10 protein-coding genes and 1 tRNA gene are annotated in these 15062 nt (G+C 62.4%); 5 read left to right on the top strand and 6 right to left on the bottom strand.

All coding sequences use genetic code 11. From position 1 onward, the window contains the following. Positions 1-7: 7 nt before the first annotated feature. Genes E4633_RS15950 through kdpA form a run of 4 tightly spaced genes read right to left on the bottom strand, consistent with a single transcriptional unit; the run spans position 8 to position 7113 of the window. Entirely contained in the window at positions 8-2674 is a 2667-nt protein-coding gene (locus E4633_RS15950; RefSeq protein WP_135870384.1) for a sensor histidine kinase, read from the bottom strand. Between the two features lie 8 nt (positions 2675-2682). Beyond that, entirely contained in the window at positions 2683-3249 is a 567-nt protein-coding gene (gene kdpC / locus E4633_RS15945) for a potassium-transporting ATPase subunit KdpC (RefSeq protein ID WP_135870383.1), read from the bottom strand. Between the two features lie 10 nt (positions 3250-3259). Then, positions 3260-5326, bottom strand: coding sequence for a potassium-transporting ATPase subunit KdpB (gene kdpB / locus E4633_RS15940; protein ID WP_135870382.1), 2067 nt, complete (start codon positions 5324-5326; stop codon positions 3260-3262). 2 nt (positions 5327-5328) lie between these two features. After that, positions 5329-7113, bottom strand: a complete 1785-nt coding sequence (gene kdpA, locus E4633_RS15935) for a potassium-transporting ATPase subunit KdpA (RefSeq protein WP_135870381.1) — start codon at positions 7111-7113, stop codon at positions 5329-5331. 837 nt (positions 7114-7950) lie between these two features. Between kdpA and E4633_RS15925 the strand changes: the two genes are divergently transcribed. The 4 genes from E4633_RS15925 (at position 7951) to E4633_RS15910 (ending at position 12033) form a co-directional block, all read left to right on the top strand. Further along, a complete protein-coding gene (locus E4633_RS15925) occupies positions 7951-8544 on the top strand; it encodes a PAS domain-containing protein (protein WP_162604982.1) in 594 nt (197 codons plus the stop codon). Between the two features lie 309 nt (positions 8545-8853). Next, a complete protein-coding gene (locus E4633_RS15920; protein ID WP_135870378.1) occupies positions 8854-9318 on the top strand; it encodes a MarR family winged helix-turn-helix transcriptional regulator in 465 nt (154 codons plus the stop codon). Beyond that, complete coding sequence (locus E4633_RS15915; RefSeq protein WP_135870377.1) at positions 9315-11282, top strand: FUSC family protein; 1968 nt, start codon at positions 9315-9317, stop codon at positions 11280-11282. The genes E4633_RS15920 and E4633_RS15915 overlap by 4 nt, the downstream gene beginning before the upstream one ends. A 19-nt stretch (positions 11283-11301) precedes the next feature. After that, entirely contained in the window at positions 11302-12033 is a 732-nt protein-coding gene (locus E4633_RS15910; RefSeq protein ID WP_135870376.1) for an SDR family oxidoreductase, read from the top strand. Positions 12034-12123: 90 nt separating this feature from the next. On the opposite strand, the gene E4633_RS15905 is transcribed toward E4633_RS15910, so the two are convergent. Together E4633_RS15905 and E4633_RS15900 are read right to left on the bottom strand one after the other, a co-directional pair. Next, positions 12124-12200 (bottom strand) — tRNA-Arg (locus E4633_RS15905). A 57-nt stretch (positions 12201-12257) separates the two neighbouring features. Next, complete coding sequence (locus E4633_RS15900) at positions 12258-12950, bottom strand: DUF1573 domain-containing protein (protein ID WP_135870375.1); 693 nt, start codon at positions 12948-12950, stop codon at positions 12258-12260. A 157-nt stretch (positions 12951-13107) separates the two neighbouring features. Between E4633_RS15900 and E4633_RS15895 the strand changes: the two genes are divergently transcribed. Further along, the gene (locus E4633_RS15895) at positions 13108-15057 is read left to right on the top strand and encodes a DUF3426 domain-containing protein (protein WP_135870374.1); all 1950 of its coding nucleotides are present in this window, start codon (positions 13108-13110) and stop codon (positions 15055-15057) included. Positions 15058-15062 lie beyond the last annotated feature (5 nt).

The raw sequence follows: 15062 nt of genomic DNA, 5'->3' as shown, positions 1-15062 counted from the left end.
TTCCTTTTCAGCTCGCGGGAAGCGAGACCGAGACGCGCAGGCCGCCGCCGGAGCGGTTGTGCGCCTCGATGGTGCCCCCGTGGGCCTCGACGATGCCCCGGCAGATGGAGAGCCCGAGCCCGGTCCCTCCCGCGCCTTCCGGTACCGGCACCCGGTAAAACTTGTCGAAGATGTGGGAGAGATCCCCAGCGGGAACGCCGCGACCCCGGTCGGACACCTCCAGTGTGAGCCAGTCCCCCGCGATGTCGGCTGACACTTCGACCGGACTTGTAGGGGGAGAATACTTGAGCGCGTTGTCCAATAGGTTCACCAGCACCTGGGTCATGAGCACCATGTCCATCCGCACCGGGGGGAGCCCCGAGGGGACCGCGATGTGCACGCTGCGCCGCCCCAGATGCGGCTCCAGCACCGCCAGGGCGCACCCGACCAGGTCCTGGACGTCGGTGGGGGACTCTTTCACCTTCAGGGCGCCGGACTCAAGCCGCGTCATGTCCAGGAGGTTCCCGACGAAACGGTTCAGCCGCCCCGCCTCCTCCCACGCAGCCTCCAAGAGGTCGCTCTTCGCCTCGGACGCCAGTGCCACATCCTTCTCGCGCAGGGCGCCGAGCGCGCCGGTGATGGTGACGAGCGGGGTGCGCAGGTCGTGCGAGACCGAGTTCAAAAGCGCACGCTCGAGGCTCTCGCGGGCCTTCAGGATCTGAGCCTGTTCCGCCTGTCTTGCGAACTGAGCCCGTTCCACGGCGAGCGCAGCTTGGGCGGCGTAGGCCTGCACCAGCCGGCGGCACTCGGGCGAGGTGAACTCGCGCTCCTCGCGAAACCGGATGCCGATGACGCCGAGGACGTCGCCGCTTGTCTGCAAGGGGAGGTAAAGGAGCTTCGCGGAACCAAGCGTCTCCGTCCCCCGACCGGCGGCTGCACGGTTCCTGAAGGCCCAATCCGCGACGGCGGCCTCCTTGGCGCCCAGGGTGAAACCGCCGCTCGCGGCCTGCACCTCGAGACGCTCCCCTTCGGAGAGAAGCACGACCACCTGCGCCTGCAGGTTCTCCTCGATGTTCCTCACCAGTGCGTCGAGGATCGCTTCGAGGCCGGAGACCGCCGCAAGGTCGCGGCTTAGATAGTAAAGGGTGGCCGTCTGCGCCTCACGTTGGCGTATCGCCTCGGCCCGCTCGCGCGTCTGCGAGACCAGGGTACTGATGACTACGCCGACAACGAAGAGCGCGAGGAAGGTGATCAGGTACTGGGTGTCGGAGACCGCGAAGGTGAACCTCGGGGGGACGAAGAAGAAATCGTAGGCGAGGACGCTCAGAAACGCGGTGCAGGTCGCCTCCTTGCGCCCTAACCGCAGCGCCGCCAGCACCACGGCGAGGAGATAGATCATCACGAGGTTCGTCGGCGCGAGGAAGGCGTGGACGGGCTGGCACAAAAGCGAGGCGGCCAGCACGAGCAAAAGGCTCTTCAGGTAACCGGACAGCGGTGGACGTTTTTTCGCCGCGTGCAGCACCCCCTCCTTCGTCGCCGCCTCGGCCGGTGCGATGCTCACCACGTAGACGTCGATGCTGCCGGAAAGGCGGATCACCTGGTCCACGAGGGGGGGACGGAGAAACTCCTGCCACCTCGGTTTGGTCGGTTTACCCACCACGATCTTGGTGACGTGGTTTTTGCGCGCGTAGTCTATGAGGGCCTCGGGAACGGAGGCGCCGGTGAGGCTCGTCACCTGGGCTCCCAGGCTCTCGGCCAGGCGCAGGTCCTTCCAGACCCGCTCCCGGTTCTCCTGGATCTGCTTTCCGCCGCCCGGTGTCTCGACGTAGACCGTGTGCCAGGTGGACTTAAGGTCGTCGGCGAGGCGCCTCGTGGTGCGGATCAGGGTCTCGCTGAAAGGGCTGCCGCTCACGCAGACGAGGAGACGCTCCGCCACCGGCCAGGGCCCGGCGATGGAGCGGGACTCCATGTAGGCGCGCACCTGGTCGTCCACGCGGGCGGCGGCGCGGCGCATGGATAGCTCGCGCAGCGCCATCAGGTTCCCGGGCTTGAAGAAGTTCTCCGCTGCGTGCGCCGCCTTTTCCGGGATGTAGACCTTCCCCTCCTTGAGGCGCTGCAGAAGGTCCTCGGGGGGGATGTCCACCAGCCGGATCTCCACGGCCTGGTCGAGGATCGAGTCGGGGACGTTTTCCCTGACGACGACCCCGGTGATCTGCGCCACCACGTCCCTCAGGCTCTCGAAATGCTGGATGTTGACCGTGGTGTAGACGTCGATTCCGGCGGAAAGGATCTCCTCCACGTCCTGCCACCTTTTCGGGTGACGGCTTCCGGGGGCGTTGGTGTGGGCGAGCTCGTCGACGAGGACGAGCTGCGGCCTGCGCGCGAGCACCGCGTCGAGGTCGAGCTCGGGAAGGGCGACGCTGAGGTACTCGACCTGTGCCCGGGGGACCACCTCGAGCCCCTCGAGCAGGAGGTCCGTCTCGCTGCGGCCGTGGGATTCCACGTACCCTACCACCACGTCCCGGCCGTCGTGAAGGCGCTCGTGCGCGGCCTGCAGCATGGCGTAGGTCTTGCCGACCCCGGCGGCGTAACCGAGGAAGATCTTCAGCTTCCCCTTCGCGGCCTGGGCCTCCTCGGCCTGCGCCACCTTGAGCAGCGTCTCCGGTGACGGTCTTGATGTCTCGTCGTCTCGCATCGAGGCTCCTATTTCATCGCGTCAAGGGCCAGGTTCAACTCCAGCACGTTCACCCGCGGCTCCCCTATGAAGCCGAGCTGCCGCCCCCGCGTGTGCTTGGCGATCAGGCGTTCCAGGTCGACCGCCTTCATCCCACGCGCCCGCGCCACCCGTTCCGCCTGGATGGCGGCCCCCTGCGGCGAGATTTCCGGGTCGAGACCGCTCGCGGACGCCTGCACCAGCTCGGCAGGCAGCGTCCGAGTCACGCCGCTTTCCCTTAAGGCCCGCACCCTTTGCGCCACCGTTCTCAGGTAGTCCGGGTTAGTGGGGCCCGCGTTGGAGCCCCCCGAGGCCATCGGGTTGTAGGGAAAACCGTCGGTGGCCGAGGGACGGGGCCAGAAGTATTTCGCCCCGGTGAAGGGCTGGCCGATCAGCCGGGAACCGACGCTGACTCCACCGGCATCGGCAATGAAGCTGCCGCTTGCCTGGCTCGGGAAGGCGAGCTGGGCGATGCCGGTTACGACGAGCGGGTAGGCGCCACCCAAAAGCAGGGTGAAGGCGATGAACAGCATAAGCGTCGGGCGCATGTCTTTCATGTCGGTTCTCCTATAGCATCATGCCGACCAGGATGTCGATCAGCTTGATGCCGACGAAGGGGGCGACGACCCCTCCGACGCCGAAAACGAGCAGGTTGCGTATCAGGAGCCTCTCGGCGGGCATGGGGCGAAACTTCGTCCCCTTGAGTGCGAGCGGCACGAGGAACGGGATGATCAGGGCGTTGAAGATAACCGCCGAGAGGATCGCGGAGAGCGGACTGCCGAGCCGCATCACGTTCAGCACACCCAGCTGCGGGTAGATGGAGAGGAGCATCGCGGGGATGATGGCGAAGTACTTGGCGACGTCGTTGGAGATCGAGAAGGTGGTCAGGTTGCCGCGGGTCATCAGGATCTGCTTCCCCACCTCGACGATGTCCAGGAGCTTCGTCGGGTTCGAGTCGAGGTCGATGATGTTGGCCGCCTCGCGCGCGGGCTGGGTCCCGGTGTTCATCGCAACCGCCACGTCCGCCTGTGCGAGGGCAGGCGCGTCGTTGGTGCCGTCTCCGGTCATCGCCACCATGAACCCGGCCTCCTGGTGCTCTCTTATCAGGCGGAGCTTGTCTTCGGGTTTGGCCTGGGCGAGGAAATCGTCCACCTGGGCCTCGGCAGCGATGGCGGCCGCGGTCAACTGGTTGTCCCCGGTGATCATTACCGTCTTGATCCCCATGCTGCGCAGTTGCTGGAAGCGCTCCTGGATCCCCCCCTTGATGATGTCCTTCAGGTTGATCACCCCGATCACGTCGGCGTCGCGCGACACCACGAGCGGCGTCGCCCCGGCACGGGCGATGCGGTCCACGATGACGGGAAGGTCGGCCGGAACGTTTGGCGCACCGAGGCTCGTAACGAAGGCGACCGTCGAGTCGGAAGCGCCCTTTCTGTACTTCACCCCCGCCGTGTCCAGCCCCGAAAGACGGGTCTCGGCCGAGAAGGGGACGCTCCTTGCGTCGGCCGGAAGCTCGGCACCAAGGCCGTGTTTCTCCCGGGCGAGGGCGACGATGCTGCGCCCCTCCGGGGTCTCGTCGGAAAGCGACGCCATGAGTGCCGCCTGCGCCACCTCCGTTTCCGTGTGACCGCCGACCGGGACGAATTCCACCGCTTCGCGGTTGCCGAGGGTGATGGTGCCGGTCTTGTCGAGCAGGAGCACGCTCACGTCCCCGGCCGCCTCGATGGCGCGCCCGGAGAGGGCGATGACGTTCTTCTGGAAGAGCCGGTCCATCCCGGCGATGCCGATCGCGGGGAGGAGGGCGGCGATGGTGGTGGGGGCCAGGCAGACGAAGAGGGCGACGAGTACGGTGAGGGAGACCGGCGCGCCATGCCCCGCGGCACCCGCGCTGTAGAGCGACAGCGGGCGGATGTTCACGCAGACCAGGAAAAAGACCAGGGTGAGCGCGATGAGGAGCACCTCGAGCGCGATCTCGTTCGGCGTCTTCCTTCTTTTTGCCCCCTCGATGAGCGAGATCATCCGGTCGAGGAAGGTCTCCCCCGGGTTCGCGGTGATGCGCACCACGATGCTGTTTGCGATCACCTCGGTCCCGCCGGTGACGGCACTTCGATCACCGCCGGATTCGCGCACCACCGGGGCCGATTCTCCGGTCACCGCCGCCTCGTTCACAAGGGCCGCTCCGGCGACAACGTCCCCGTCGCCGGCGATCATATCGTGCGCCTCGACCAGGATGTAGTCGTCCTTTCTTAGCTGTTCTGCCGGGACCGCGTCGTAGGGTGCGTCCAGTTCAGGGCGCCTGAGCCTTTTTGCCGTCACCTCGGTGCGGCTTTTGCGTAGGCTCGCTGCGCGCGCCTTGCCGCGCCCCTCGGCCAGGGACTCGGCGAAGGTCGAGAAGATCACGGTGAGCCAGAGAAAGAGCGAGACGAGGCCGGTGAAAAAGGGAGGCTCGCCGTTTTTGCCCGCGAGGGACAGGGCGAAGGTGCAGAGGGTTATAAGGCTCGCCACCTCGACGCTCAGCATGACCGGGTTGCGCCAGAGCATGCGGGGATCGAGCTTTCTGAAGGCCTCGACGAACGCGGGTCTGAGGATATTGGGGGCGAACATGGAAACAGGTGTCGGTGCGTGTTTGGACATGGTTATTTCCCTCCCAGCATGGTCACGTGCTCGACGATGGGCCCAAGGCTCAAAGCGGGGAAGAAGGTGAGCGCGCCGACGACGAGGATGACCAGGGAGAGCCACAGGGCGAAGGGGACCTTGTCCGTCGGGAGCGTCCCGAGGCTCGGCGGGACGTACTTCTTCCCGGCGAGCGACCCCGCCATGGCGAGCGAGGCGACGATGGGAGCGAAGCGACCGACGAACATGGCGAGGGAGCCGGTCAGGTTGTAGAAGAGGGTGTTCGCGGAGAGACCTGCGAAGGCGCTGCCGTTGTTGTTGGACATGGAGGCGAAGGCGTAAAGGATCTCGGAAAGGCCGTGGGCGCCGGGGTTCGCCATGGAGGCGATCGCTTGAGGGGTCCAAAGGGCGAGGGTCGTGAAGAAGAGCACCAGGACGCCGGAGGTCATCACCGTCACGATGGACATCCACATCTCGCGCACCTCGATCTTCTTGCCGAGAAACTCCGGCGTGCGCCCGATCATGAGCCCGGCCACGAACACCGCGATCACCACGAAGGCGATCATGGTGTAAAGCCCGGTTCCCACGCCGCCGACCACCACCTCGGAGAGGAGGATGAGCGACAGGGGGACCATGCCGCCAAGCGGTGTCATCGAGTCGTGCATGGCGTTTACCGCGCCGCAGGAGGTGCCGGTGGTGGCGCTGGTGAAAAGGGCACTTCCCGCCATACCGAAGCGCGTTTCCTTACCCTCCAGGTTCACCTGGTGCACGCCGAGCTTCGCGACAAGCGGGTTCCCGGCGGACTCGGCTCCGTAGTTGATCCCGACGGCCAGGACCAGCAGGGCGAGCATCACCGCCAGGATGGCCCACCCCTGGCGCGTGTTCCCGGTCATCTCCCCGAAGGTGTAGGTGAGCGAGGCGCCGATCAGGAGGATAAGGAAGGCCTCGATCAGGTTGGTGAGAGGGGTGGGGTTCTCGTAGGGGTGGGCCGAGTTGGCGTTGAAGAAGCCGCCTCCGTTGGTCCCGAGCTCCTTGATCGCCTCCTGCGAGGCCACCGGACCCATCGGTACCGTCACCTCCCGCACGGTAATCCGCTCGGTGACTGCGTTACCCCGCGCGTCACGCACCGCGTTGCCGCCGCCGTCCAGCTTCGCCTTTTCGTAGGTGAGCGGCTGGACCAGGGGCACCTTTTTGTAAGGGCTCAGGTTCTGGATCACCCCTTGGGAAACCAGGAGGGGCGCCACGAGCAGCGAGACCGGGAGGAGCACGTAGAGGATGGACCGGGTGAGATCGACGTGGAAGTTGCCGATGAGATCGGAGCGGTGCCTTACGAAACCGCGTATCGTGGCGATGGCCACCGCGATCCCGGTCGCGGCCGAGAGGAAGTTGTGCACCGTGAAGCCGAACATCTGGGTGAAGTAGCTCGCCGATGTCTCACCCGAGTAAGCCTGCCAGTTGGTGTTGGTCATGAAACTCACCGCAGTGTTCAGTGCGAGGTGCCAGGGAAAGGAGGTGAGCTTTTGCGGGTTGAAGGGGAGCACGCCCTGCAAAAGCAGGATGGCTAAGAGTGCTACGCCCCCTGCCAGGTTGAAAAGGACCAGCGACAGCGCGTAACGCCGCCAGGGCATCTCCTCGTTTCTGTCCACGCCGCACACCCGGTACAGGAGGTTTTCGCACGGGACGAGCAGCGGCGACAGGAAGGTCCGCTCGCCACGGAACACGCGGGCCAGGTAACTCCCGAACGGGTTGACCGCCGCCAGGAGTACCACGAAAAAGAAGATGATTTGCATCCATCCGTAGTTATTCATTATCTCTCTCCACCTTTCAGTTTACCGCACTGTCAAAGATAGTCTTCGGAGCCTTAAGATGGCGTCAAAATGGGTCCCGAAGGCATTAAGAGAGCGTTAAAACCGGATTGCCTGCGCTACTGTCAGCGCCCGGCCAGAAGGGTGTGGGGACTTTGCCTGGTGGCGATGACTGAGCGAGCGAAATCTTCTGATCGAATTAACGCGACTGCAACACCGCTGCAACATACCGGCGCTATCCTTTTCTTTCAAAAATGAGAAGAGAGAGGGAGAGAACACATGGATCTTATGCCGGTAGGTGATCGTTACATCTGGTACTGCGACTGGTGCGACACGAAGAACGTGACGCCGTGGGTGAGAGTGAGTGAGAAGGAAGTCTGCTGCGCGGCATGCCACAAGAGTTTCCCATCTTCAGTCAAGGCTGAGCCTGCGATGGCCCCGACAGGGCGGAGACGGTTGGAGTTGCTATGAGAAAGCGGCCTTTGAGCGGCGCGTTTGGAACGGGAAGAAAAGGGGTGGCCATGAAGTGGTACGCGGGACTTCCGCTCCTAAAACTCGTTGTGAGCCGCTTCCGAACTGGACAGCGGGACAATAATTACCTTGAGTTAGAGAAGACAGTGGAAGCCGGGCCATCGTATTTTGTCGCTGCACCGGCCATGTCCTAGGGGACGGTGTTTTTCGCGCCTTCCTGTCCGCGGCCTTGCGAAGGAGAGGCGGGAAATGGCTCTGGTGGCCGAGGATGCTGTAAATCATTGACATAGGGTGGGTTACATGCGATATCCATGGGCCCGGAATGGGCATGCCGTAGAGGAGCCTCAGGCTTCAGGCAAAGGAGAAGCCATGGAAAATGTAAACGCCTGCTGTCTGTCAGTGCTGAACTCAATACCGCTCATAATTTTTGTGGTGGACAATGATGTGCGGATACGCGACCTGAACAAGACTGCGGCGACGACCTTCGGTCTCGACAAAGATGCGATCTTCAACAAGCGCGGAGGAGAGGTTTTTCACTGCCTGCATTCCCACGACGTGCCGGAAGGATGCGGCAGGGCGCCGATCTGCAAGAGCTGCGTGGTCAGAAATTCGGTTGAGCTGAGCTTCGGCGGCCAGACGGTTTCCAAGAGCCGGACGAAGTTCGAGATCCAGGTCGGAGACTCCAAAAAGGAGCTGGAGCTGCTGATAACGACCAGTCCCGTTGAGCTGAACGGCGAGAAGCTGGTTCTTCTTATGCTGGAAGACATCAGTGAGTTCACCATGCTGAAGAACATCATTCCGATCTGCATGCACTGCAAGAAGATCCGCGACGATCAGGACTACTGGCATAGCGTTGAGGAGTACTTCAACACATACGTCGGGGTCGATTTCTCCCACGGCATCTGCCAGAGCTGCCTCGATAAGCTCCACCCGGAAGTGCGCGGGGCCCTGAAGAAACAATAGGAAAGGGGATGGCTGAAGCAGGCAATGCTTCGCCATCCTTTCATGCCTTCCCTCCTTACGAAGTCCCTGATACTGCAGACTTTTCACCCGCCAGAGGTCTCCCCCCGTTGCAATCTCTCCCCCCCCCGCGATGGAGAATTCTGAATTTTCTGTGTTGGCACCGCGTTGCGGAATTATATGAACCGGACGCAATGTTAACTGCCTGATTTTGTGCCGATTGCAGTTTTCGCTGTTTCAACTTCCTCCACGAAAGATCCGATTCGAAAAAAATAGATAGCTAAATAATAGTTCGCATGCTATCTATTTTCTATGACTCTCCTCACAAAAAAAATCGACAAGCAAAGCCTCCTCTACCGCATGGGGTTCCTGACGAGGCGTTGGCGGCAGATGCTGGACTCGGCCTTCCAGTCCCTGGGGCTAACCGACGCGGCATGGCGCCCATTGCTGCACCTGCACCATCTGGGTGACGGCATCAAGCAGAAGGACCTTGCGGCCTCCCTCGGCATTGAAGGCCCCTCTCTCACACGCATACTGGACCAGTTGATCGCGAAAGGTTTTATCGAGCGCGTCGAAGACGCGAGCGACCGCCGGGCGAAACTGCTCACGCTCTCACCGCAAGGGCGGGCGATGGTCACCGAGATCACCGGCAAGGTGTCGGCCCTCGAGCATGACCTCCTCAGTGCGTTCGATGACACGGAGATCGAGCAGATGAGCTACTTCGTGGAGCGACTGGAGAAGAGGCTGCAGGAAACCCGCTCGAGACTTAAAGGATGAACTCGCACCACCGCTTGAAACTCATCGTCGCCCTGCGCGGAACGTTATCCGCGCTTACGGCACTTGGCGTCGCCCAGTTCCTGGGGATCGAGAATCCCTACTGGGCCGCTATGACAGCACTGATCGTCATCCAGCCGACCCGAGGCCTTCTTTTCGAGAAGAGCTTCTACCGCCTGGTCGGCACCGTCTTCGGCTCGCTGGCCGCTCTATTTCTCCTCCGGCACACCGTATCCCCGTCCATGCTCACCTTAGCCCTCGTCTTCTGGCTCGCAGGTTGCGTCGGCATCGGGAATCTCTTACACGGTCTGCGCTCCTACGCCTTTCTCATGGCGGCCTGCACCTGCGCCGTCATCGTGATGAGCGGCTTCATGAACCCTTCACGGATGAATGAGATCGCCTTCGGCCGGATCGCCTGCATCGTCGTAGGCATCATCGTCTCCACGGCGGTAACCGCCTTCTTCACGCCGCCTTCGCAGCGAGAGGAGTTAGAGCGGCGCCTCCGGGAGGCGGTCTCGGACGCCATGTCCTGGCTGGCCTCGCTCATCCGTCACGGACGCACGGAGGAGGTTGCGAGACTTGAGCATGCGTTGCTCCTCGAGTTGGCCGACCTGGAGGTGCTTTTGGATGCGGCGGGGGCGGCAGCTCCCGGCTTCAGAAGAAGGAAGCGGCAGGTAAAGAGCCTGATCGCCGCGCTTTTATCCCTGCTCTCGGTCGGGCGCCTTTCCGCGGAACACCTTGAGCGTCACAAAGACGAGGACGGCAGGCACGCGCAGTGGCGTGAGCTCCTGGCGCGGCGTTTGAACGAAGCTGCGGCGACGTTCGAATCTTCCGAAGGAGCGGCTTTTTCCACCGAACTAGCCGCTCTCTCCTCCGAAGCGCGCTCCCACCTGCCGCTTCTGGGAGAGACGCTGCACGGACTGGTGGCTGCACTGGAAGACGTCCTTTCCGGAGTCGAGGCGGTTGCCTACGATCAGGAAAGCGAGCCGCAGCATCGGCTCATTCGGCACCGGGACTGGGTTGAAGCGGGTAGGGCGGCCTTCCGCTCGGGCCTCGTCATCGCGGCCGTCGGCTTTACCTGGAGCGCCACCGGCTGGAGCAAGGGACCGCTCATGCTGATGGCCCTTTCCATCATGACCACCGTATTCTCGAACAAGGACCATCCCGCCCACTTCGTCGGCAACATCTTCGTCGGTGCGGCGATCGGCTCCGCGGCCGCGGTTCTCTGCAGGATATTCCTGCTCCCGGGTGTGGTTGACCCGTACCTGACCATCGCCGTCGTCGCCCCGTTTGTGCTGCTCGGTTTCATCGCCATGCAGTACCGGAAAACGGTGCTGGCCGCGACCGACGCAACCCTCTTCTTCCTTTTCGTGGTTCAGCCGGGGGTAGCGGTTCACGTCGCCAATATCGACCTGGCCATCGGCGCCGTAGCCATGGTGGCGGGTGTGGGAACCGCATGGATCTCCTATACCTTGCTGGTTCCGATCAACCCTCGTCTGCGCATGCGGTCCATTCTCGCGGCCGTTTCCCGCGACCTCGTGCGCATGGCGCAGGACGGGTCGCCGCAGGTCATGGCCCGAACGCGCGAGAGGCTGCACCACAGGGTGATCCGTTTGGTGGACATGGCCGCGCGGCACGACCCGGAGCATTTAAGAACCGTCGAGGGCGGGGTGACCGCGCTCGGCATGGCCGCGTGCATCATCTCGCTGCGTGAAAAACTGGAGAGAGAGGATCTTGCCCCGACATCGGAACGGATCATAAGGGAGGCGCTGATGGCGATAGCCGTCCTGGCCCCTCAACCTGAAAATGCCGGGCAGCTGTTAAGCCGTGCGGCACGCGCCCTTTACGCTGTCTTGGAAGATGGGGCGGTGATGAAGGACGTAGCACACGCAGAGGTAGGATCAGCCGGTCATGCAGGGGACGTGCAAATGCATCCGCACCGGCTGCTGTGGGCAGAAAAACAGTAAGACTGAAGAGGAGAAGAAAATGGACTTGGCAGGCAAGGTAGTTTTGGTCACCGGCGCCAACGGCGGCATAGGGTGGGCACTGGTGCAGGAGTTATTGGAACGTGGAGCGGCCAAAGTATATGCGGCGGCCCGCAATATCCAGGCGGTAGCCGAAATGGCGAAATTCGACCCGGGGCGCGTGGTCGCGCTGAGGATCGACGTGACCCATGAGACGAGCGTGGCAACGGCGGCGGCGCAATGCCAGGATGTCGATCTCGTCATCAACAACGCCGGGGTCAACCATTGCAAGAGCCTGCTCGACCCGGACGGGCTCGATTGCGCCCGCCAGGAGATCAAGGTCAACTACCTCGGCACCCTTTCCATGTGCCGTGCCTTCGCGCCGGTACTGGCCGCACGCGGCGGGGCGATAGCGAACGTCTGCTCCATCCTCGGTCTCGTGAACCTCCCCGTGAACGGAACCTACTCAGCCTCCAAGGCGGCCGGTCACTCGCTGCTGCAGGGGGTGCGCGCCGAGTTGGCGCCGCGCGGCGTCAAGGTCTACGGGGTGTATCCCGGCCCGGTCGACACCAGGATGACCGCCGGGCAGGAGATGGAAAAAGCGACTCCGTCTCAGGTTGCCAAGATGATCCTGGACGGCATCGCGAAAGACGAAGAGTACATCTTCCCGGATGCGATGTCACTGGATGTGCGCAAAGGGTTGCTCCATGCCCCGAAAGAGGTCGAAAAGGAGTTCGGAGCGATGATTCCGTAAGGCAAACTCCGTATCAGGAGTGCATCGTTGAAAAACAAAAAGGCCCTGATCGCTCAGGGCCTTTTGTTCACAGGGATGTGTTTTTAAAAATGGTGGGCGAGACGGGATTCGAACCCGTGACCCCTGGCTTCGGAGGCCAGTACTCTATCCAGCTGAGCTACCCGCCCGGGAAAGATCTATTTACTACACTATTTCTGGGACCAACTCAAGGTGAAAGTTTAAAATCATTTGGTCATCGTTCCGTACACCGGGACGGTGATCTCTTTTTTCTGCGCGCTGCTGGTCACTATGTGCAGGTAGCCGCTCAGCACCTTCGCTTCCGGTTTCGCCTGTGCCGAAACTTCTATCGTCCCGGTCTCTCCGGGATTCAATTCTCCCTTCCTGATCACCGGCTTGATCTGCAGCGATGAGGACGTGACATTCACGGCGAGAAGCTTTACCTTACCTGTCCCGTTGTTGGTGACTTTCAGTACACCTTTGGTGGCGAAGCTGCTGCTCACCGGACCGAGGCTCAACTGGCGCGGGACCACCTGCAGTTCTTCGGTCACCGTCCCTTCCATGCTGAAGGTGTAGCTCGGACTCTTCCCGGCGTTGCTGGTGAGGGTAACCGTCTTGACCACTTTTCCGGAAAACGAGGTTGAATCGAAGGTTACTTCGATGGTGGCACTCTTGCCGGGGGGGACGACGGTGGTGGACGGCTTCACGGCGGTGCAGCCGCAGGACGCCTCCAGCTTCTTTATCTGCAACGGCGCATCGCCGCCGTTTCTGACTTTAAAGGTATGCTGTACCTTTCTTCCCTGGGCAACGCTGCCGAAATTGAAGCTGCCTTGGTCGACGATCACTTCCGGTGCAGCCCAGGCCATCGTGACGGTGAGGAGATTAATAAGAAGGGCGTAAAGGATGCGGCGCAATTTCATGTGGTACCTCTTCATCATTTGAGGGATTTAGCACATCGGAGATATATACCACAAAGGTGCTGGAGCGACCAGAATGATTGACACTATAATTTGCTTCTGTTATAGGAAACCGTTGGAAAAATTAATGTGACGCTGTGCCACCAAGTTCGGAGGGTCGATGATACTCCAATGCGACCAATGCAATACAAAGTTCAGGCTGGACGACTCTAAGCTTAAGCCGGGGGGCGTGAAGGTACGTTGTTCCAAGTGCCGACACGTCTTCGTTGCCGGAGCGGAACAAAAGCCGGAAGAATCGGACTTCGATGCCTTGCTCTCGGGGTTGGGCGCTCCGGCGCCGGGCCAAGGCGAGGCTGAGGCTGAAGCCTCCGCTGCCGCGCCGCAGACCGAGTCCGAAGTCGAAACCGAGGCTCCCAAAGCCGCCGAAGAGGAAGGTGGCCTCGATTTTGGCTCCATAAACATCGAGACCGGGGTTCCTGCCGGCAAGGAAGAGCCTGCAGCCGGCGCTGCCGAGCCATCTTTTGACGAGTTCGAGTTCAGCGCGGAACCGGTGGCTGCTGCCCCGAAGGCTCCTGCTGCAGCGGATCTGGATTTCGGGGAGTTATCCTTCGACGAAACGCCCGCCGCACCGAAGACGGAGCCGGCTCCCGCCGCTGCAACCGGCGGGCTCGACTTCGGTGAACTCTCTTTCGACGAGACGCCTGCGGCGGTGAAAGAGCACCCTGCTCCTGAGGCGGCATCGACGTCGGTTGATTTCGGTGAGTTTTCCTTCGAGGAGAACCCCGCAGCGGTGAAAGAGGAGGCAGTTCCCGCGGAAACGTCCGCTTCGGTCGACTTCGGCGAATTCTCCTTTGACGAGACCCCTGCGGCACCTGCGGAAAAGGCCCCGGAGGCTGCGGGCGAAGCGATCGATTTCGGCGAACTCTCCTTTGATGAGGCGCCCGCTGCGGCGAAGGAAGAGCCCGCTCCCGCCCCCGCTACCGCGACCGATGATTTTGATTTCGGCGAGTTCTCTTTCGACGAGACGCCTGCCGCTGCCAAGGAGGAGACTCCTCCGGTCGGCGCTGCGCCGGATCTCGGTGAGTTTTCCTTTGATGAACCGGCGGCTCCCGCCGTGAAGGAAGCCCCGGCCGGGGAATCGTTCGACTTTGGCGATTTCTCCTTCGAAGAGCAGGCAGCAGCCGAGGCGCAAGAGCCCGCCGGACCTTCGTCCGCAGGCTTTGAGTCCTTCGCGGCTGAAGAAGAGGTGCCCGCGCCGCAGCAGCCCGCGGTCGCCGAGCCGGCACCTCCTACTGCCGCAGCCGGTGAGTTTTCCTTGGGCGGGTTCTCTTTCGGAGCGAAATCCGAGGAGGCTTCTGCCGGGGAGGGGACACCTGCTGAACCCGTGGCGCCGGCAGGTGCCGCGGCGACCGAAGACGAGGCCGCCAAAACGGCCGCCAAGTCCTCGTCCCTTGATTTCAGCTTCGGGGATAAATCGTTTGCCGCTTCGGTTCCCGATGAGGCTTTTGACGACGAGCTTCCGCCTCTCTCCATATCCTCGAGGCGCAAGGGGCGCTCGGTGCTCACCATCGCCGTCGTGACCATCTGCATGATAGTGGTGCTCGCCCTCACCGGCGCCGGGCTTTACGTGCTGCAAAGCGGGCCGGATGCGCTTAAAAAGCTCGACAAGCTCGGCATAGGCTTCGTCGCCAAGTGGTTCGGCATGGAGGTCCCGGAAGAGGGGCGCATCACCATCAAGAACCCTCTCGCCTCCTTCCACCAGAACAAGGAGGCCGGTGAACTCTTCGTAGTAACCGGCGAGGCGGTGAACTCCTTCCGCAAGGCGCGCGCCTCGATCCAGGTGAAGGTGAGCATCTTCGACAAGGCGGGCAGGGTGCTGCTGCAAAAGACAGCCTACTGCGGGAACCGGCTCTCCGACGAACAGCTGAGTACGCTTCCCGTAGTGAAGCTCGAATCGATCATGAACAACCAGTTCGGCGACTCCCTCTCGAACCTGGGGGTGAAACCGGACCAGTCCATCGGCTTCGTCGTCGCCCTCGCCAACGTCCCCAAAGAGGCGGCGGACTTCGGCGTCGAGGTGGTCGGCTCCACGGTGGCTGCCGGACAGTAAAACTG

The sequence above is a fragment of the Geomonas terrae genome (assembly GCF_004791675.1).
In the GTDB taxonomy this organism is placed as follows: Bacteria; Desulfobacterota; Desulfuromonadia; order Geobacterales; family Geobacteraceae; genus Geomonas; species Geomonas edaphica.
Note: the sequence above shows the minus strand (reverse complement) of the source record. Positions and strands in the feature narration are given on the sequence as shown.